Annotated in this window: 20 protein-coding genes and 1 tRNA gene; 12 read left to right on the top strand and 9 right to left on the bottom strand. The window is 63.0% G+C overall.

Annotation, left to right across the window (positions count from 1 at the left end):
• Positions 1 to 100: 100 nt before the first annotated feature.
• Positions 101 to 1,312 (bottom strand): glutamine-hydrolyzing carbamoyl-phosphate synthase small subunit, encoded by a 1,212-nt coding sequence (carA, locus tag ASG25_RS15940; protein ID WP_062476026.1) that lies wholly within the window; start codon positions 1,310 to 1,312, stop codon positions 101 to 103.
• A gap of 334 nt (positions 1,313 to 1,646) precedes the next feature.
• Between carA and ASG25_RS15935 the strand changes: the two genes are divergently transcribed.
• The 10 genes from ASG25_RS15935 (at position 1,647) to ASG25_RS15890 (ending at position 13,677) form a co-directional block, all read left to right on the top strand.
• Positions 1,647 to 2,105: a GatB/YqeY domain-containing protein gene (locus tag ASG25_RS15935; RefSeq protein ID WP_062476023.1), complete on the top strand. Its 459-nt coding sequence runs from the start codon at positions 1,647 to 1,649 to the stop codon at positions 2,103 to 2,105.
• Positions 2,106 to 2,274: 169 nt separating this feature from the next.
• Entirely contained in the window at positions 2,275 to 4,314 is a 2,040-nt protein-coding gene (gene dnaG / locus ASG25_RS15930) for a DNA primase (RefSeq protein WP_062477031.1), read from the top strand.
• A 346-nt stretch (positions 4,315 to 4,660) separates the two neighbouring features.
• Positions 4,661 to 6,574, top strand: coding sequence for a DNA helicase RecQ (recQ, locus tag ASG25_RS15925; RefSeq protein ID WP_082480332.1), 1,914 nt, complete (start codon positions 4,661 to 4,663; stop codon positions 6,572 to 6,574).
• Between the two features lie 662 nt (positions 6,575 to 7,236).
• On the top strand, positions 7,237 to 9,291 hold the full coding sequence (gene rpoD / locus ASG25_RS15920; protein ID WP_062476020.1) for an RNA polymerase sigma factor RpoD: 2,055 nt from the start codon (positions 7,237 to 7,239) through the stop codon (positions 9,289 to 9,291).
• Between the two features lie 377 nt (positions 9,292 to 9,668).
• Positions 9,669 to 10,268: a GNAT family N-acetyltransferase gene (locus ASG25_RS15915; protein ID WP_062476017.1), complete on the top strand. Its 600-nt coding sequence runs from the start codon at positions 9,669 to 9,671 to the stop codon at positions 10,266 to 10,268.
• Between the two features lie 54 nt (positions 10,269 to 10,322).
• Positions 10,323 to 11,579: a DUF930 domain-containing protein gene (locus tag ASG25_RS15910; protein ID WP_156379780.1), complete on the top strand. Its 1,257-nt coding sequence runs from the start codon at positions 10,323 to 10,325 to the stop codon at positions 11,577 to 11,579.
• Between the two features lie 116 nt (positions 11,580 to 11,695).
• Positions 11,696 to 12,049, top strand: coding sequence for a DUF1428 family protein (locus ASG25_RS15905; protein ID WP_062476011.1), 354 nt, complete (start codon positions 11,696 to 11,698; stop codon positions 12,047 to 12,049).
• 115 nt (positions 12,050 to 12,164) lie between these two features.
• Positions 12,165 to 12,590: a secondary thiamine-phosphate synthase enzyme YjbQ gene (locus ASG25_RS15900; protein ID WP_062476008.1), complete on the top strand. Its 426-nt coding sequence runs from the start codon at positions 12,165 to 12,167 to the stop codon at positions 12,588 to 12,590.
• Positions 12,591 to 12,704: 114 nt separating this feature from the next.
• Complete coding sequence (locus tag ASG25_RS15895; RefSeq protein ID WP_062476005.1) at positions 12,705 to 13,109, top strand: nuclear transport factor 2 family protein; 405 nt, start codon at positions 12,705 to 12,707, stop codon at positions 13,107 to 13,109.
• A gap of 199 nt (positions 13,110 to 13,308) precedes the next feature.
• Positions 13,309 to 13,677 carry a hypothetical protein gene (locus tag ASG25_RS15890; protein WP_062476002.1) on the top strand — a complete coding sequence of 123 codons (369 nt, stop codon included), beginning with the start codon at positions 13,309 to 13,311 and terminating at the stop codon, positions 13,675 to 13,677.
• A 205-nt stretch (positions 13,678 to 13,882) separates the two neighbouring features.
• Here ASG25_RS15890 and ASG25_RS15885 read toward each other — a convergent pair whose 3' ends face one another.
• Positions 13,883 to 14,686, bottom strand: a complete 804-nt coding sequence (locus ASG25_RS15885; RefSeq protein ID WP_277996168.1) for an SIMPL domain-containing protein — start codon at positions 14,684 to 14,686, stop codon at positions 13,883 to 13,885.
• A gap of 155 nt (positions 14,687 to 14,841) precedes the next feature.
• Here ASG25_RS15885 and ASG25_RS15880 point away from each other — a divergent pair.
• A tRNA-Ile gene (locus tag ASG25_RS15880) sits at positions 14,842 to 14,917 on the top strand.
• 57 nt (positions 14,918 to 14,974) lie between these two features.
• Here the strand turns inward: ASG25_RS15880 and ASG25_RS15875 are convergent.
• The 4 genes from ASG25_RS15875 to ASG25_RS15860 are packed head-to-tail and all read right to left on the bottom strand — an operon-like array spanning position 14,975 to position 17,229.
• Positions 14,975 to 16,063 (bottom strand): tyrosine-type recombinase/integrase, encoded by a 1,089-nt coding sequence (locus tag ASG25_RS15875; RefSeq protein WP_062475996.1) that lies wholly within the window; start codon positions 16,061 to 16,063, stop codon positions 14,975 to 14,977.
• A 9-nt stretch (positions 16,064 to 16,072) separates the two neighbouring features.
• Positions 16,073 to 16,333, bottom strand: coding sequence for a hypothetical protein (locus ASG25_RS15870; RefSeq protein WP_062475993.1), 261 nt, complete (start codon positions 16,331 to 16,333; stop codon positions 16,073 to 16,075).
• Entirely contained in the window at positions 16,334 to 16,978 is a 645-nt protein-coding gene (locus tag ASG25_RS15865; RefSeq protein WP_062475990.1) for a hypothetical protein, read from the bottom strand.
• Positions 16,975 to 17,229 carry a hypothetical protein gene (locus tag ASG25_RS15860; protein ID WP_062475987.1) on the bottom strand — a complete coding sequence of 85 codons (255 nt, stop codon included), beginning with the start codon at positions 17,227 to 17,229 and terminating at the stop codon, positions 16,975 to 16,977. Before ASG25_RS15860 ends, ASG25_RS15865 begins: the two co-directional genes overlap by 4 nt.
• An 88-nt stretch (positions 17,230 to 17,317) precedes the next feature.
• Here ASG25_RS15860 and ASG25_RS15855 point away from each other — a divergent pair, with 88 nt between their 5' ends.
• A complete protein-coding gene (locus tag ASG25_RS15855) occupies positions 17,318 to 17,530 on the top strand; it encodes a hypothetical protein (protein WP_062475984.1) in 213 nt (70 codons plus the stop codon).
• Positions 17,531 to 17,548: 18 nt separating this feature from the next.
• Here ASG25_RS15855 and ASG25_RS23165 read toward each other — a convergent pair whose 3' ends face one another.
• The 3 genes from ASG25_RS23165 to ASG25_RS15840 are packed head-to-tail and all read right to left on the bottom strand — an operon-like array spanning position 17,549 to position 19,223.
• Complete coding sequence (locus ASG25_RS23165) at positions 17,549 to 18,358, bottom strand: hypothetical protein (protein WP_062475981.1); 810 nt, start codon at positions 18,356 to 18,358, stop codon at positions 17,549 to 17,551.
• Entirely contained in the window at positions 18,355 to 18,723 is a 369-nt protein-coding gene (locus ASG25_RS15845) for an HNH endonuclease signature motif containing protein (protein ID WP_062475977.1), read from the bottom strand. Before ASG25_RS15845 ends, ASG25_RS23165 begins: the two co-directional genes overlap by 4 nt.
• On the bottom strand, positions 18,705 to 19,223 hold the full coding sequence (locus tag ASG25_RS15840; protein ID WP_062475974.1) for a hypothetical protein: 519 nt from the start codon (positions 19,221 to 19,223) through the stop codon (positions 18,705 to 18,707). The genes ASG25_RS15845 and ASG25_RS15840 overlap by 19 nt, the downstream gene beginning before the upstream one ends.

Below are 19,223 nucleotides of genomic sequence, written 5' to 3'. Positions count from 1 at the left end.
GTTTCACGCTACGCAGTTTAAGCCTCAACCTGCCCGGTGCGCATGGCAAAGCGGACAGGCTAGGGATGACCTCGTTTGCTTGTCGGACGGCGCGCCTGTCTCAGGCGCGCTCTGCCAGAGCGTCCTCGCCCTTCTTCTCCCGCAGCAGGTTCACGAACCGCCGGAAGAGGTAGTGGCTGTCCTGCGGGCCGGGAGAGGCCTCGGGGTGGTGCTGAACCGAGAAAACCGGCTTGCCGGAGAGGCGCAGGCCGCAATTGGTGCCGTCGAACAGCGAGACGTGGGTCTCCTCGACGCCCGACGGCAGCGAGGCGGAGTCGACCGCAAATCCATGGTTCATGGAAACGATCTCGACCTTGCCGGTCGTATGGTCCTTGACCGGATGGTTTGCGCCGTGGTGGCCCTGGTGCATCTTCTCGGTCTTGCCCCCGAGTGCGAGGCCCAGCATCTGGTGGCCAAGGCAGATGCCGAACATCGGAATGTCGGTCTCGATCAGGTCGCGGATGACGGGCACCGCATATTCGCCTGTTGCGGCCGGATCTCCCGGACCGTTCGAGAGAAACACGCCGTCCGGGGCAAGCGCCAGCACGTCGTCCTTGCTCGCCGTCGCCGGCACGACGGTGACCTTGCAGTCGAGACCGGTGAAGAGACGGAGAATGTTGCGCTTGACGCCGTAGTCGATGCAGACGACGTGATACTTCGCTGCATCGGCGGCAAGCGCGCCGGTGCCCTCGTTCCAGACCCAGGGCTTCTCGCTCCAGACGGAAGACTGGCCGGAGGTGGCGACCTTGGCGAGGTCGAGGCCCTCGAGGCCGCTCCAATCTTGCGCCATCGCCTTCAGCGCGTCGAGATCGAACTGTCCGTTGGCATCATGGGCGATGACGGCGTTCGGCGCGCCGTTTTCGCGGATCCACGCGGTCAGCGCACGCGTATCGACACCGCACATGCCGATGATCCCGCGCGCCTTCAGCCACGCATCGAGATGGCGCGCGGCACGATAGTTGGACGGGTCGGTGATGTCGGCCTTGAAAATCACGCCGACTGCGCCGTGGCGGGCTGCGGGCGTCAGATCCTCGACGTCCTCATCGTTGGCGCCGACATTGCCGATATGCGGAAAGGTGAAGGTGACGATCTGCCCGAGATAGGACGGATCGGTGAGAATTTCCTGGTAGCCCGTCAGAGCCGTGTTGAAGCAGACTTCGGCGGGTACGGCGCCCGTCGCCCCGATGCCCTTGCCCTCGATCACGGTGCCATCCGCCAGAACGAGGACGGCGGTTGCGATTTCGGTGGTCCATGGAGCTGTCATCGGCGTCATCCTCTTTCGGCGAGGCAGCGGACGATCGGGCCACCGGGTCGCCAAGCTTCTCAGCATCCGGGTGCCGCCCGGCGCAGGCGGGCGCGGGTCGCAATTCCGGTTCTCTTGGTGCAGGTCCTCGACATAAGCGCGCGGTCGCGCGGGGTCAACCGTCGCCGCCGCGAATCCGCCGAATAATGCACATGCCCGGCCGCCACCACCTGGACGCCGCTCGTCGATCTCCCAGGCGGATCATTCGCGCACGAAGCTGTTTGTTGCCGACGGGCCGATGGTCTAAGAGAGCCGGCAGACGACGAGACCGACATGAGATCGACACGACATTAGGGAGACACGCATGCTGCGCGACACGATCAACGATGCCTTGAAGACGGCGATGAAGGCCAAGGACGCACGACGGGTATCGACCTTGCGGCTGGTGCAGGCGGCGCTCAAGGACCGCGACATCGCCAACCGCGGCGTCGGCAAGCCCGAGACGACCGACGACGAACTGCTGCAGATCCTGGCCAAGATGGTCAAGCAGCGCGAAGAATCCGCCAAGGTCTACGAGGATGCCGGTCGGCCGGAACTCGCCACCCATGAGCGCGAGGAAATCGCCATCATCGCCGATTTCCAGCCGGTCCAGTTTTCCGACGCGCAGGTGAAGGAGGTCGTCGCGTCCGCGATCGCCGAGGCACAGGCGACGGGTCCGAAGGACATGGGGAAGGTGATGGCGATTCTGAAGGAGCGCTATGCGGGCCAGATGGATTTCGCAAAGGCGTCGGGCGTGCTGAAGGGGCTTCTCTCGGGCGCCTGAGATCGGCGGAGGGTCGCCTCTGTCGTGGGCCGACGGTGCGACGGCAAGACGTTCGGCCCGCCGCTCGCCTATGAATAGCGGGTGGCTCTGTATAGGGGGTGCCTGTGGATAGCGGGAAGGGATGTTGCGCGCTGTAGCGATACGGCGCGCAAGCGCCTATATCGGGATCATGCGCTTTTCCCCGACCTTTCTCGAAGAAATCAAAGATCGTATTCCGATATCGGACGTGATCGGCAAGCGCGTGACGTGGGACAGGAAGAAGACCAACGCGTCCAAGGGTGATTACTGGGCCTGTTGCCCCTTCCACGGGGAGAAATCCCCGAGTTTCCACTGCGAAGATCGCAAGGGCCGTTACCACTGCTTCGGCTGCGGGGTTTCGGGAGATCACTTCCGCTTCCTGAACGAACTCGACGGAATGAGCTTTCCCGAGGCCGTGCAGCAAATTGCCGATCTTGCGGGCGTCGCCATGCCGCAGCCGGACGTGGAAGCGGAAAAGCGCGATCGGCAACGCTCCACGCTGCAGGACGTCATGGAGATGGCGACGCAGTTCTTCCAGGACCAGCTGCAAACGGCAAACGGCGCGCGGGCGCGTGCCTATCTGCGCGACCGCGGACTGACGGGGCGGACGATCGAGACCTTTCGGCTCGGCTACGCGCCCGAAAGCCGCAACGCCCTGAAGGAACATCTCGCCAACAAGGGGATCCCGCGCGAACAGATCGAGGCCTGCGGCCTCGTGGTGCATGGCCCCGATATCGCCGTTTCCTACGATCGGTTTCGCGATCGCATCATGTTCCCCATCCTGTCGTCCCGCGAGAAGGTGATCGCGTTCGGCGGGCGCGCGATGTCGCCGGACGCACCGGCGAAATATCTGAATTCCAACGAAACCGAGCTCTTTCACAAGGGCAACGTGCTCTACAATTTTGCCCGGGCGCGCCGCACGCTCGGAGGTGCCGAGGGCAATGAGACGATTATCGCCGTCGAAGGCTACATGGACGTCATTGCCCTCCACCAGGCTGGCGTCGAGAACGCCGTCGCGCCTCTCGGCACCGCGTTGACGGAAAACCAGCTGGAACTTCTCTGGAAACTGACGCCCGAGCCGATCCTCTGCTTCGATGGGGACGGTGCCGGTATTCGCGCCGCCAATCGTGCGGTCGATCTTGCGCTGCCGCATCTCAAGCCCGGCCGATCCGTCCGGTTCGCGCTCCTGCCGGATGGAAAGGATCCCGACGATCTCGTGCGGGAGGAGGGCCGGGCGCCGTTCGACCGCGTCCTCGCGGCATCCCGTTCGCTTTCGGAAATGGTCTGGACCCGCGAAGTCCAGGCCGGCAGCTTCGAGACGCCGGAGAAACGGGCGGAGCTCGAGGCGAAGTTGAAGCAGATCGTGGGCGTGATCGGCGACGAGAGCGTGCGCCGGCACTATGGACAGGCCATGCGCGACCGGCTCAACACCTATCTCCGCGGGCCTCAGCGTTCCGGCTATCCGGCTGGCGGCTATCCGGGCGGAAACTACGCGCGCGGCGGGGCGGGCGGTTTCTCACCCGGAGGCCAGAAGGGCGGCGGCGGTGGTCGCTCCGGCGGTCGTGGCGCGTTCGGCAAGGAAACGGCGCCGATGCGCAGTCTGGCAGGGATCTCCGACCGGCTTGCACGATCGTCGATCGTATCTGGTGTCCAGGCGCTGCCGCCGCTCAAGGAAAGCGTGCTGGCGCTGACCATCGTCAACCATCCCGATGTTCTGTTTGCCGAATATGACGAGATCTCGGTCATCGACTACGAGAGCAAGGATCTTCAGCGTCTCTGGTCGCAGGTTCTGAATGCGGTGGCGGCCAAAGGCCCGCGGCTGACACGCGAGATGCTCGTGGAAAACCTCGAAGCGGCCGGCTTTGCCGGGCTTCTGGCCATCCTCGATCAGCAGGTGCGCTTTGCACGCCTCTGGATCGCGACCCAGGCTGCCGATCCTGCCGATGCGCTGGAAGGCTACCGACAGGCTCTGGCCCTGCACAAGCGAACGAAGGCGCTCCAGCGCCAGATCCGCGAGCTTCAGCGGGACCTGGCGCGTGCGACCGAGGATGGCGACGACGAGCTCGGAAGTCTTGTGCTCCGGAACCTCGAAGAGGTGCAGCGCGAGGTCGAACGCCTGGAAAACCAGGAAGCGATCATCGAGGGGTTCGGCGTGCTGTCTGGCCGGGTCAAAGGTCCGGGGGCGAAGTGACACGGGTGGCGACGAGAGCATCTTCTCGTTTTGTCGCCAGACTTTGATGGATGTCGTTTCCCGAAACCGCTGCACACGTTCGGGCGAGATGCATGAGGCTTTCGTCCCGGCGGTTGATCCGGCCGTCTTCCATCGGATTCACATGCGACCCCCAGATCCCGATCCCGAGGGTTCACGAACATAGAGAGAACAAATCGCTTCCCTTTCTGCGCATTGTCTGCAAGGTGGAAGCGCAAACGCAGGGCCCAGGGCAGCTGAGAGCAGCGGTGCTGCGGACATCCAGCCGCTTGCAGCCTCGCGCCGGCTGTCGGAATCATGCAGAATGGCTTTCATGACCTCTTCCTCCATGCCGTCTTCCCGAATTCGCAATGATCCTCCTTTCGATGCGCCGTCCCCCCAACCCGCAGCCGGGCGGCAGGCGGGTGCGCAGGAAGCCTTCCGCGCTTCCGGCAAGGCGCCGCTCGATGTTCTGAAAGCCGTCTACGGCTACTCCGTTTTTCGCGGCCAGCAGGGCGAGGTGGTCGATCATGTCGTCTCCGGCGGGGATGCCGTCGTGCTCTTCCCGACAGGCGCGGGCAAGTCGCTTTGCTTCCAGGTGCCGGCGCTCTGCCGCCCTGGGTTAGGGATCGTCGTCTCGCCGCTGATCGCGCTGATGCGCGACCAGGTGGAAGCCTTGAAGGCACTGGGTGTTCGCGCGGCAGCGCTGAATTCATCGTTGTCGCGCGAGGATTTTCTCGATGTTCGGCGGTCGGTGCGCGAGGGAACGCTCGATCTTCTCTACGTCACGCCGGAGCGGATCGTAACGGACGGGTTCCGCGAGATGGTGGCGGGGGCGACGATCGCGCTGTTTGCAATCGACGAGGCGCATTGCGTGTCGCAGTGGGGTCATGATTTCCGGCCGGAATATCGCACGCTCGGCCAGTTGGCCACGCTTTACCCGGGCGTGCCGCGCATGGCGCTGACGGCGACGGCGGATCCGCAGACGCGCGGCGATATTATCGAGAGGCTGGCGCTGTCGGATGCCCGCGTGTTCAGCACGAGCTTCGACCGGCCGAACATCGCTTACGAGATCGTGGAGCGCGACCAGCCGCGCCAGCAACTGCTGCGCTTCCTGTCACGCCACAAGGGCGCAAGCGGCATCGTCTACTGCCTCTCGCGCGCGAAGGTCGAGGACACGGCCGAGTGGCTGAACGGGCAGGGGATTCGGGCGCTTGCCTATCACGCCGGGATGGATCGTTCGGTGCGCGATGCAAACCAGGATGCCTTCCTGAAAGAGGAAAACCTCTGCCTCGTGGCAACGGTCGCGTTCGGCATGGGGATCGACAAGCCGGATGTGCGCTATGTCGCCCATCTCGACCTGCCGGGATCCGTCGAGGCCTATTATCAGGAGACCGGACGCGCCGGGCGGGATGGCCTGCCGTCGCAGGCGTGGATGGCATACGGCATGGCCGATGTCATCCAGCGGCGCAAGATGATCGACGAGGGCGGAGCAGCCGACGACATCAAGCGCATCGAACGCGGCAAGCTCGGATCGCTCCTCGGCATCTGCGAGACGGCATCCTGCCGGCGGCAGGCGATCCTTGCGCATTTCGGCGAGCGGCACCCCGGCGACTGCGGTCATTGCGATACCTGCCTTAACCCCGTCGAGACCTGGGACGGGACCGAAGCGGCGATCAAGGCCCTGGCGGCCGTCTACCGAACGGGCGAGCGTTTCGGTGCCGGACACGTCATCGACGTGCTCACCGGGGCGGTCAACGAAAAGACGACCCGCTTCGGCCACGCGGATATGCCGGTGTTTGGGGCCGGCAAGGAGATCGCGGCAAAGACCTGGCAGTCGATTCTCCGGCAATTGCTCGCGGCAGGCTTTCTCAGTGTCGATCATGCGGCCTTCGGCGCGCTCAAGCTGGAGCCATCGGCGCGGGCGGTTTTCAAGAAGGAGACGGAGGTTCGGTTCCGGAAGGACCGTCCGACCTCCGCAAAAGCCGCCCGGAACGCCCGATCGCCCGCGGCGCGCGAAAAGGCGGCGCTGGACGGATCGGATCTCGAACTGTTCGAGGCGCTGAGGGCGGCACGCGCGGCGATCGCACGTGGCATGAACGTGCCACCCTATGTCGTCTTTCCCGACACGACGCTGATCGCGCTCGCCAAGATGCGCCCCGACGACGCGGACGAACTCCTCGAAGTCCCCGGGATCGGGCAAAGCAAGAAGGAACGCTTCGGGGATCAGTTCCTGGAGGTCATCCGCACGTTTCGGGGATAGCGGGATGCGCGGGGGATCGCTGCGATGGTTCCGTTTCTGCCGCGAAACGGGCGGTGCGATGCGAGCGACGGCAGGTTCAGCGAAGCCTGCAGGACAAGCGTGCAGATAAGCGCGTGCAGATATGCGCAGGATGATCCGGAGTTGCGGCCACAGACCGTCGGAACATAATCTCGCTCCGCGCCTGGCCAATGCTTGTGATCATAGGCTTACGCTACACGGATACTGAAGGTGTAAAGCGGAAAAGGATGCAGCTTGCTTTGACGAGCGTCTGTCTTGCTCTTGTCTTGCGCCCGAAAAGACCTACATCTGCCTAGCAGATCGGGACAGCGGCAATGCCAAGCCATAATTTCGGCGTTTTTCGCCTTATTGCGCTGTTTTCTGCCGGAAGAGCTTGACGTGGCCGAAGAATCTGGGAATCAACCGTCTTTGGCTTGGAAGGTTTATTGGATACGGCGGAAACGATCATCATGCAAGTGATGTTTGGAACGTGCTGCTGTCGCAGCCGACCGGAAGGATCACGGCGGTGCCGTGGTTAATCGGGAATTAATATCAGCCCGTTAGGTCAGGGGTAATGTTCGCGGTGTTGCGCCCCTGAGGCGCCCGGGCCACACGGCTCGTCACCGCTCCAACGTGGAATGCTGGTCCAAAGAAAGCGACGAAGAATGGCAACCAAAGTCAAAGAGAACGAAGAAGCCGAATCTGAACGCGACGGCGCAACGGACGGCCCGCTTCTCGATCTCTCGGACGACGCGGTCAAGAAGATGATCAAGGCCGCGAAGAAACGCGGCTACGTCACGATGGACGAGCTGAATTCCGTTCTTCCGTCCGAAGAGGTGACCTCCGAGCAGATCGAAGACACGATGGCCATGTTGTCCGACATGGGGATCAACGTCGTCGAGGACGAAGAGGTCGACGAAAACGCGTCCGGCAGCGAGGAAGAGGCGAGCGACGACGAGCCCGACAGCGAGGGCGGCGAGATCGCGACCTCCAGCGGCACCGCGCTCGCAACCGCCAAGAAGAAAGAGCCGACGGACCGGACCGATGATCCGGTGCGGATGTATCTGCGCGAGATGGGCTCGGTCGAGCTCCTGTCGCGCGAGGGCGAAATTGCGATCGCCAAGCGGATCGAGGCCGGCCGCGAGACGATGATTGCGGGTCTCTGCGAAAGCCCGCTGACGTTTCAGGCCATCATCATCTGGCGCGACGAACTGAACGAAGGCCAGACGCTGCTGCGCGAGATCATCGATCTCGAAACGACCTATTCCGGGCCTGAAGCCAAGGCTGCGCCGCAGTTCCAGTCGCCGGAGAAAATCGAAGCGGACCGCAAGGCCGCCGAGGAAAAGGAAAAGACCCGCCGTTCGCGCACCAGCGAAGACGACATCACCAATGTCGGTGGCGAAGGCCTGCCGCCGGAGGAAGAGGAAGAGGACGACGACGAGTCGAACCTGTCTCTCGCCGCGATGGAAGCCGAGCTGCGTCCGCAGGTCATGGAAACGCTCGACATCATTGCCGAGACCTACAAGAAGCTGCGCAAGCTGCAGGACCAGCAGGTCGAGTTGCGGATGAACGCGGCTTCGGGCTCGCTGACCTCGGCGCAGGAAAAGAAGTACAAGGAGCTCAAGGACGAGCTCATCACGGCCGTGAAGTCGCTGTCGCTCAACCAGAATCGCGTCGATAACCTGGTGGAGCAGCTCTACGACATCAACAAGCGGCTGGTGCAGAACGAAGGCAAGCTGCTGCGTCTTGCCGAAAGCTACGGCGTGAAGCGCGATTCGTTCCTGGAACAGTATTCCGGCAGCGAACTCGTGACCAACTGGATGGAAACGGTCAGCAACCTGACCGCCCGCGGCTGGGCGCCGTTCGTGAAGAACGAAGAGCGCATGATCAGCACGATCCGCGGCGAGATCCACAATCTCGCAACGGAAACCGGTATCTCGATTTCGGAGTTTCGCCGGATCGTTCACATGGTCCAGAAGGGCGAGCGGGAAGCCCGGATCGCCAAGAAGGAGATGGTGGAAGCCAACCTGCGTCTCGTGATTTCGATCGCCAAGAAGTACACCAACCGTGGACTTCAGTTCCTGGATCTCATCCAGGAAGGCAATATCGGTCTCATGAAGGCGGTGGACAAGTTCGAGTATCGGCGCGGCTACAAGTTCTCCACCTATGCGACGTGGTGGATCCGGCAGGCGATCACGCGTTCGATCGCCGACCAGGCGCGCACGATCCGCATCCCGGTCCACATGATCGAGACGATCAACAAGATCGTGCGGACCTCACGCCAGATGCTGCACGAGATCGGCCGCGAGCCGACCCCGGAAGAGCTGGCCGAAAAGCTGGCGATGCCGCTCGAAAAGGTCCGGAAGGTCCTGAAGATCGCCAAGGAGCCGATCTCTCTCGAAACCCCCGTGGGTGACGAGGAAGACAGCCATCTCGGGGATTTCATCGAGGACAAGAACGCGCTCCTGCCGATCGACGCTGCCATTCAGGCGAACCTGCGCGAAACGACCACGCGGGTCCTGGCGTCTCTCACACCGCGCGAGGAACGTGTGTTGCGCATGCGCTTCGGCATCGGCATGAACACGGACCACACGCTGGAAGAGGTTGGCCAGCAATTCTCGGTTACGCGCGAACGAATTCGCCAGATCGAGGCAAAGGCGCTGCGCAAGCTCAAGCATCCGAGCCGTTCGCGCAAGCTGCGCTCGTTCCTCGACAGCTGAGCGGACGCGTTCGACACGCTTCGCCTGCAATGATGAGACGGCGTCCACGGGAGTGGGCGCCGTTTCTTTTTGTTGCTCGGGTGGTGTCGGAGAAGCGATGCTTCGACCGAGAGAGGCTTTGACAAGACCGCGCAGGCGCACCGCGGCTCGCTCCCGGTTACCCTGGCTTGCCACTGCGAGCTGGCTCGACGCTGCGGACGGGCCTGCATAAGCTCGCGTTCATGAACTGTCTTCGCGCCATGACGACCTGCAGTGTGGCATCCCTGATGGGGTGCGCGCGGCGGCGTCGGGACTGATTGTTTCTCTCGCCGTCCGTGCCCTCTTTCCCAAGGGCGGCCCGGACGCGGTTTGCCCTTGATCCTCCAAGGAGCAACCTGATGCCGCCCCTTTCTTTTTTCGATCGGCTTTCGCGCGATCGCGATCTGCCCGAAGGGCTTGCACTCCGTTCAGCCGAGCCCCGCGATGTCGCGGGCATCACCCGGCTCGCAAATCTCCCGCGCTATCGAGCAGGGACGCAGCGGTTGCCGTTTCAGAGCGAGGACGCCACGGCGCGGTGGCTTGCTGCGGGCAGCGAGGCGGCGTCACCGACGGTGGTGGCCGAACGCGACGGGCAAATTGTCGGGATCGGGGGGCTGCACCGTCAGACGGGGCGACGCCAGCACGTCGCCATTCTTGGACTCGGTGTTCACGACGACTTTCAGCGCCAAGGGATCGGTCGTGCACTGTTGCACGCCCTGCTGGATGCGGCCTTCAACTGGCTGCAGATCCGGCGGGTGGAGTTGACCGTCTTCGCGGACAATGCCGGTGCTATCGCCCTCTATGAACGTGCGGGGTTCGAGCGTGAGGGTCTCTTGCGAGCCTACGCGTTTCGCGACGGTGCTTACGCGGATGTCCTGGCGATGGCGCTGCTGGCGCCCGGTCTTGCCGAGCCTATGCCGCAGCGTGGGGAACGGCATGACGCCGTTGCGGGAAAGTAGCGGCGCAACCACCTTCTGCTTGGTCTCGTGTCGGAAGACGCCTATGTCCATGCCGTGACACCAGAACCGTTCCAGCGCCGTTCACGGAGGCCGATCCTTGCGATCCTCGCCTCGCTGGCGCTTCATGCCGCGATCATCGCACCGTTTGTTCTGCAACTGCCGGATCACGCGCCGGAGGCCGAGCCCGAGCAAAGCGTTGCCGTCGAGATCGTTCCGGACCCTGAACCTTCGAAGCAGCCGGAGCCTGAAGAGAAGCCCGACCAGCCGGCCCCGGCCGAAAAAGCGGCCGATCAGCCGGCCCCAACCGAAAAGGCGGCGGGTCAGCCGCCTGGCGAACGCAAGCCGCCACCGCCGGCCTCGGCCTCGGCCTCGGCCGCGTCACCGCCGCCGCCGCCGACGTCAACCCCGGAACCTTCGGAGTCTGAGCCGGCGGCTGCGCCTTCGCGGCCGTTCGAGGCATCCGCAGCTGAGGAGACCGATGCGCCGCCGGACGCTGTCGACATGCCCGCACCGGAGGGCAGCACGCCGGTCCCTGCCGATCCCGTGTCAAAACCGCCGGCGGATGCGGCCGCAACACCTGCTGATGTCCCTGACAAGCCGGATGCTCGACTGGATGGAAAGTCGGACGCAGAGCCAACGTCCTCGACGGAGGCCGACGGCGGCCAGCCGGAGGCCAATGTTTCGGCGCCGCCCGCGACGCCGCCGCCGTCTTCGCCCGAGATCCTCGCCGGGAAGACACCGACCTCCGGAGGAGAAGAGGGCGAGGCCGTCTCTCCACCGGCGGCGGCCGCGCCGTCTGCCGACACACCCGCAGGTGCGGCCGAATCAGGATCAGGGGCTGCGGATCTTCGCGACGCGCCGATGACGCCCAACGAACAGGCAGCGTTCGTTCCCGAAGTGCCGGCGAAACCGATGACGAAGCCTTCTCCGGAACCGGCGCCCAAGGCGGCGAAGACGCTCTACGCCAAGAGCATCCTGGCCGATCCCCGCGTGCGGGGCGCCTTGGGCAAGCTGCCACCGCAGGACCGCATCGTCCAGATCTGCGGCATCGAAGCGCTGGAACAGGCGCGCCATTCCAGCGCGTCTTTCAGGCCGGATCTCCTCAAAGGCTTCGGCAAAAATGGCGGTCTGATCACCGGCCCTCATCTGCGTGCGCGCGGCGGCGCCGTTCGATCCCAGGGTGTCTGGCGCGGGATTACCTTCGACTGCACCGTCAACGCCGCGTTCGACACGATCACCATGTTTCGTTTCGCCCTTGGCGCGATCATTCCGCAAAGCGACTGGGCAGCGCGTGGTCTTGTGGCGAACTGAGGGGACTGCCGGACAGCCGGTTTTTGGCACCCTCGATCCATTTCCCGGGAACAACTCGCGGGCCACTGCCTTCCTCGCCATATCGAAGGCGCGCCGCGCGTCTAGAAGGGGGATACATGATGTATGTCGATGGCTTCGTGGTCGCCGTCCGTCGGGATCGGCTCGAAGCCTATGCGGATCTTGCGCGCCAGGCCGGCGCGATCTGGAAGGCGCACGGCGCGCTCGACTATGTCGAGTGTATTGCCGACGATCTGCCGCAGGGACAGGTGACCTCGTTTCCGCGCGCCGTACAGGCAACCGGAGACGAGGTGGTGATCTTCGCCTGGATCATCTATCCCTCCAAGGCGGATCGCGATCTCATCGTGCCCAGGGTGATGGAAGACCCGCGGCTGACGATCGATCCCGAAGGAATGCCTTTTGATGGACAGCGACTGATCTATGGTGGGTTCGACATGCTGGTTCGCGCCTGACGCCGCTCGGCAGAGACGCATCCGCAAATCCGTGTTGCCCACCTTGGCATTGACCGACGTGGCCCCGAGACGGCGTCTCCGTCGACCGGGGCACCATCACCATCCGGGAGATCTCATGCCTCTGACCACGCTCACTCTATCGACCCGGGGTGCCGGGCTCTACGCTTTTACCGACGAGGTGCAGGCCTTCGTGAGAAGGTCGCAGGTCGAGGAAGGTCTGTTGACCGTGTTCGTCCGGCACACCTCGTGCTCGCTGCTGATCCAGGAGAATGCCGATCCGGACGTCCGGCGAGATCTCGACATGTTTTTCGCCCGTCTGGTCCCGCCGTCCGACGATCCCGCGATGCGATGGATCGTCCATACCGACGAGGGGCCGGATGACATGCCGGCCCATATCAAGGCCGCGTTGACGGCGGTGTCCATCGGCGTTCCGGTCGCGCAGGGCCGTCTCGTGCTCGGCACCTGGCAAGGCCTCTATCTGTTCGAACACCGCCAGCGGCCGCACCGGCGCGAGGTTGTCCTGCATCTCGGCTCCTCCTGACATCGATCCGGTGTTGGCGCGGGCGATCCCGTCGCTTGACATCGGCGCGCCGGACCGCAACTTTTCTTCGGCGCGTCTGCCGCAACAGGCCGCGTGCCGAGGACGGAGGGAAGGATGACGGACGTTCAGACGATTGCCGAGCGGTTCATGGAGGCCCTGAACCATCGAGACTTCGAGACGATCGCCGGGTTTCTCGACGAAGACGCGGCGCTCGACACGCTGACGGGGCAGCGTGCGATCGGATCGCATCCGCTGCGCCTGGCGATCATGAGTTACTTCCGCCACTTCGACGAGACGTTTGGGGACATGGTGCCGATGCGTGACCGGCTGGGGCAACGCGTCGCCGTCGATGTCACGGCCCGAGGCACGTACCGGGAGACGATGGCGGGCTTTCCACCTGCGGCCGGGCAATCCTATTCGATTCCGAGCGTTTTCGTCTTCGAGTTCGAGGGGCCGAGCGTGACCCGTCTCACGCATTACCGCAACATCCGCATTTTCGAGCAGCAACTTCTGCGCTGATGCCCGTGCTGTGCGTCATGGACCGCCGGTGTCCGCGCGACGGGCGTTCGTGTGCTGTCGAGATGAACGGTTTCTGAATGTGCGGTTTCACGTACATTCAGCTTCTCTCCGCTAGACAGGGTGCATTCGCCGGATAACGGCGCAATTGAAGACCGCCCCGCTGTCATGCAGGCGCGGTCCCGAAGATGGAGGATACGCCATGAAGACCATGATGACCCGCCTTGCCATTGCCGCGATGATCGGCGTTTCCAGCCTTTCCGCCCTTGTCGGGACGGCTTCCGCCAGCGAGATCCGCCTCGGGCTGCACGCTGGCCCGGTTGTCGACGTTCAGTATCGCGACGAACGTGATTGGCGCCGCGACCGGCATGATCGCCGGGATTGGGGTCGCGACCGTCGTGGCGCGTGTGCACCCTGGCTGGCCGCCGATAAGGCCAGTGCCTACGGCCTGCGCCGCGCGCGCGTCGTCGCGGTGACCCCGCGCCGGGTCGTGGTCGAAGGCCGGTTCCGCGGCGATTTCCGCACGATCGCGTTTGCCAACATCCGCGGATGCCCGCGGATCGGCCGCTAATCGGCGTTACGCCCCGGTTTGAGGGGCGGACTGACATGAAAGCCTGCCCGGTCGACAGACCGGGCAGGCTTTTTGATGATGGGGCATGGATCTTCGTCAGGGACGGAGAGAGGTTCAGATCAGCCGACGGCGAGGCTTTGGCGACGGGGCTTCGCACATCCGCCGCCCGGGGGCTCACCTTGCGAACCGGCTGTGCCGATCGACCTCAGGGGGTGATGGCGAAGGTCAGGTTGACGGTGACGGTATAGCTGTTTTCGCCATTGGCGATCGGCACGGATGCCTCGGCCATATCCTTTGCCATGGCGCGGGCCATCATGGGCATGGGTTCGGGGCGCCCGGCGTTCTCGCTGATCTCGATCACCCGTCCGAGTTTCACGCCGGCGGCCTCCGCGAGGATCTTGGCCTTGGCCATGGCATCGGCGACGGCTGCCTTGCGGGCATCGTTCAGGGTCGCGTCGGGCTTGTCGTTGGTGAACTGGATGCTGCCGCCCTGGTTGACGCCGAGCGTCACGGCCTGGTCGATGATTGCGCCGAGCTTGGCAATCTCGCGCAGCCGCACCGTCAGCGTGTTGGCGACCTGATAGCCGATGAGCGTCGGCGGCTCGTTGCCATTGTTGTTTTCGGGATAGCGATACTGTGGATTGACCGCGAAGCCGGACGTCTGGAGATCGCGCTCCGCGATGCCGCTGGTCTTCAGCGCCGCCAGCACGTCGGTCATCGATTTCGAGTTGGCGTCGAGCGCCTCCCGCGCCGTCTTGGCATCCGTCACGACACTGAAGGAGACAATCGCCATATCCGGCGCGACGGCCGCGCGGCCTTCGCCACTCACCTCGATCACGGCCTCGCGCAGCGGTGCGGATACCGGCGCGGAAAGCATGTGTCCCTGCGAGGGCTCTGTCGACGTCGACTGGGCAAAAGCGGGCAGGGCGGTCACCGCCATGACCGACAGGGTGAGAGCAGGCACGAAACCACCCAAGCGGGTGCGGCGCAGACGGAGCATTGACGACATATCCGGTTCTTTCTCTTCATCGATTTCGTCCCTGCACCCTTGTTGCGGATGGATTGTGAAGGGAATACGGCGGCGCCTTGTGACAATCCGAGAATTCCGCTAAAGCCATCCCAGCGGAGGCCACCATTGACCTCCCAGAAACGGCACCGCCGTCAGGGCCTGTAGCTCAATGGTTAGAGCCGGCGGCTCATAACCGCTTGGTTGGGGGTTCGAGTCCCTCCGGGCCTACCAATTTTTAATGAATACAATGACTTACAGTGACGTTAGCCAGGCTGGTTAGCCAGTAGGTTAGCCCACTGGCTTTTTTGTCTGATATTTCCGCGACAGCCGACTCATCGCGTCGCGCGCAAGGCGCTGTTGTTCTGCCTCGCGGCTGTAGAGTTCGGCGTGTTCGATATTGTCGTGACCCAGCGTTTCCATCAACTGGCGCGTCGTGGCGCCGGTCTCCGCCAGCAGCTTGCCAAGGGTTTTGCGCAGGCCATGAATAGTGCAGCCTTTGGGCAGCCCGGCAGAGTGTGTCCAGTCTGCCATTCGGCCTGTCAGTGACTTTTCGGAGAACGGATCACCATAAGCAGTCACGATGACGAAAGGACTTTTCCTTTCGATCGGGTCTACGATCTCCCGCAACATTGGCGTGATCGGAAGGACAAGCGTTTTCCCGCCTTTCGTCTGCGCTATGGTGACTGTGTTCTCTCTGAAATCGAATGACTTCCATTCCAGCTTAGCCAGATCTGATCGCCGGTTGCCGAGCCACAAGGCGAGCCCGTAGACGGTTCGAGGCGTTGATCCAAGCGGCCATCGTGATTCGAAATCAGCACGTTCCTGTGCCGTCCATGCTCGCCAGCCGGTATATTCTGGGCGGTACGAAAGCTTCCATGTAGGGTCGGTCTCGATCCATTCTTCATCGAGCGCCACGGCAATCATCTTTCTGATCGCGACCAGGACGTGTTTTGCCTTGTGGGGTGTCTCTGAATAGTGCGCTAGGATTTCTTTGACGTGCCGGCGCTTTAAATCCCGCACGAGCATGTCACCCCAGACCTCTGGGTGCGAGGGCGCAACAGGAAGCTCCAAAAACTGGCCGGCGAGGCTGACATTCTTCGCCTTCGTTTTCGGATCGAAGGCTAGCCAATCCGGACCACGCTGGACTTTTTTCCATGCGCTTTGAAAGGAGCCGGGCAGAGCTTGCCCTGGCAATCGCACAACGGTCGCCAGTCGGCGCTCGCGGCCCTCTATCGCTGCGCTGTACGCCTCCTCAAACTCCGGATCACCGGGAACGCCGGGCAGGGCGATAGTCTTACCAGCGCGGCGATATCGCCACCGCTTTTTGCCATGTCGGTCGGTGAAGCCGGAAACGTAAGGATACTCATTGTCGGTCATTGAGCGACATTACGCACGGCGATTGCCGCGTGACAATATCTCGTCGATCCGGTTCTCGCCATCTGAAGGCAGATCGCTGAATGCTGCATCCAGCGCGATACGATCCCAGATCGTCCGCCCATCGACACGCTTGGGCTTCGGCATTCGCCGATCGCTCACCATCTCATCAAATTTCGTAGTGCCAACGCCGATGTAGCGCGCAGCCTCTTCTCGTGAGAGCCCGCGAGGTGCGTAGGCAACTGGATCGTGTAATCGAGCCGTTGCTCCCATCTAGCTCTCCCTCGGTTGGGGTGATGATGCGGCTTCGAGTGCCAGTGCGGCTTGGCGCAAGGTCTCGCGCAGTTCGTCTTCTGACTGGCACCATGCAGCCGTGTCGCGGATCATCTGCGGCGTGATGGCTGACTGCGCTTCCGTATGGGGCGGAGCCTCGACATTCCTCTTCTGTTCAACGATGCTGTCAAACCGTTGTGGATGGAGGACAGAATGAGGCGTGAAGTCACTATTGTTATCGATGGCATCGAGCATGCTGGGATTGAAGTCGTCGAGACGACTATGAGTGATGTTCGCGGCATCATCAAAGCTGGTCGCTTCTGGGCTGCCGCCGAGGTCGTCGAGGCTGCTCAGCGAGCGGGATCTTTGATGGTGGATGGGGAGGCTGTTGTCATAAAAGGTACCGGGGATGACAACAGCGTCAGCTTCGCGCCGGCCTAGCACATTCGTCTCGGGCGCGGGTGATGCCCACTTAGCCTCATAGGCCGCGATGAACTCTGGTTCGAACGACGAGCGCCAGTCGCAACCGCACTGGAACTGGCCCTTGATGTAATGGGTGCGCGGCATGCCGGCGCTGCAATTCACGTTGCCGCAATAGGGACGGTAGCCTTCCCGGTTCATGAGGTTGTCGCGAACGATGCTCAACGCTCAATCCTCCCTGCCACAACGCGGCGGAAGTGGTGGGCGTAGGCTCCAACCGCTTTCCAATATGCCGCCATCGGGCCTTTGTTCTTGATCCATGATTGCTGCGCTCTGGACCGAGCGTCTTTGACCAGGTCGCCAAGGATGTCCGCGACAAGTTCGCGAGTTTCAGGTGGCAGCTCATCGAGCCTTTTTACCGATGGCAGCGATAGGACGGGGTTCCGCACTTCGCGGCGGTTGCTGCGGTCGCTCATACTGTCGCTCCCGCTGCTGAGGGGGCAGAGATGCCAACAACCATTCGCTTGTAAGGTTGATTCGCATCCAACAAAGAAAGGCTTGCAAATGAACCTGATGAACCAGTTACTCCAGATCCACCGAGAGCGCCCATTCCACCGGATTTTCGAAGACACAATCGCCCTTGGCTATGCGAGGAAGATGACGAACGGCGATGCTCGCCTGACCTCGCGCGGCTTTCGAATGATACGGGCAACATTGGAAGCAGAGAGGGCCAGGCGTATTGCCGCCCTCTATCCTGACGACCTGCCGAAAGGGTAGTTAGTGCGAGGGCGGCGCTCATCGTCCGCCCTCTGCAGCCGACCCGAGAAGGCGCATGACGGCGTCCGTCTGCCACGTCGTCAGATCTCGATTGCCTTTGTAGCCCTCGGTCTGGCCTGGGTCGAAGATGGCCCGCATGACGCGCTTGCGCAGATCCTCGCTTCCCCGCACTTCTGCCTGGGGTGATGGAGCCTCGATCATACCTCCGCGCTGATGGATCATCATGGCGAAGTTGGCGACGTCGACAGGATCTCCTTTCGCAACGTGCTCGAACAACATGGCGGAAAGGTCCGACAGGCTGCAGCGAGCATGATCGTCCCAGCCTGCACGGCCTTTGTTTCGCGCTTGTGCCAGCTTGGCCTTCATCACATTGGCAAAGCGATCGACGCATACCTCATCGTTTCGTGCGTCCGACGCGAGCTGCATGGTGCTGAGATCGCCATTCCAGATGAGCGGTCGCGGGATCGGTTCGCCGTCGACGAGCGGTGCCTCGTCCTCGTTGTAGAAGCATTCCCGTTCGGGTCCGCAGCACGCCGCATGCATCATGCCGTCATCACTGAAGTAGACGGGGTCGCCAGGCTGCAGGGCCTCGCAGCACACGTGGCATGCCTCCGGCTCGTCGTCCGTGTGGCGGTCTCCCTGAGGCAATGTCGCAACAGCCGTGAGCGCGGCACTTGCGTAGCGGCGGCGGGCCTTATCTTGCCTTGGCGTCGTCGCGCACGTCACCCACTCTGGCCGTTCCGTTCCGATGGGTCCGTCATATTCCATGACGTCGAATATGGCTTTACCGGCCATCTCCAGTGCGACCTCTTGAGCAAAGCTCTTCATCGTGCAGTCTCCTCGGTGCATTTCAGTTCGCGCTTTGCCGCCTCACGCCGCAGCGCATTGCGCTTGCGGGTGACGAGCTCGACGTGATCAAGGTTGTCGGGGCGAACGCACAGCCGGTTGCGGCATTTGTGGTCCAATTCTTTCTTGCCGGGGATGTAGCCGTGCTCGTTCGTCCACATGACCTTGTGGACGGCGACGGTCTGGCCTGCGAGGCTCATCCGGGGGTAGCCTGCGCCACGGCCTTCCTCGCCAGAGGTCGGCCCGGTCCAGATCCAGCAGCCAGTCGCCTCGTCGACGACGACGCGGGCCATGATCTTTTCGCGGATGACTTCCCGACGTGAGAGGGTCAATGGGTTCGGCTCCATGCGTCGAAATCTCCGACCAGCTTGCGCCAGCGGCCTGCAGCTTCGGCGTTGTCATTCAAGTCGGCGCGTGACTTGATCGAAAGGATCGATCGGATGCGGGTGGCGATGCGCTCGCCATCGGATGTGTCGACGCCGTGGCAGGTTTGCAGGTATTCCCGGAACCTCCGGTCGTCGCACTTCATCGCGCATTCTGCGGCATAGTTCGCGTGCTTGCGCGAACTGGCCTCAGAAGGCCGTGCCAGCTTCAGGTGCTTGACGAGCGCGTCATACATCCGGAGCAAAAAGCGAAGATCCTCCGGTGCGCTGAGAGCCATCTCCCGGTTGTCGAGGTTCGCGTCGTCCTCGACACGGTAGACCCGCTCGCTATCGGGGCCGTCGGCAGCCATCACGAACGTGCCGGTTTCGTCCGCCATCACCGTCCAGTCCGGCATGGCTGCGCCTACGCGGCGGCGTATCGCATCCATGCGTTTCTGGTTTGGGGAGGGCGGCGCGATCGTCAT

This window comes from Rhizobium sp. Leaf384, assembly GCF_001424065.1.
Classification (GTDB): domain Bacteria; phylum Pseudomonadota; class Alphaproteobacteria; order Rhizobiales; family Rhizobiaceae; genus Ferranicluibacter.
Note: the sequence above shows the minus strand (reverse complement) of the source record. Positions and strands in the feature narration are given on the sequence as shown.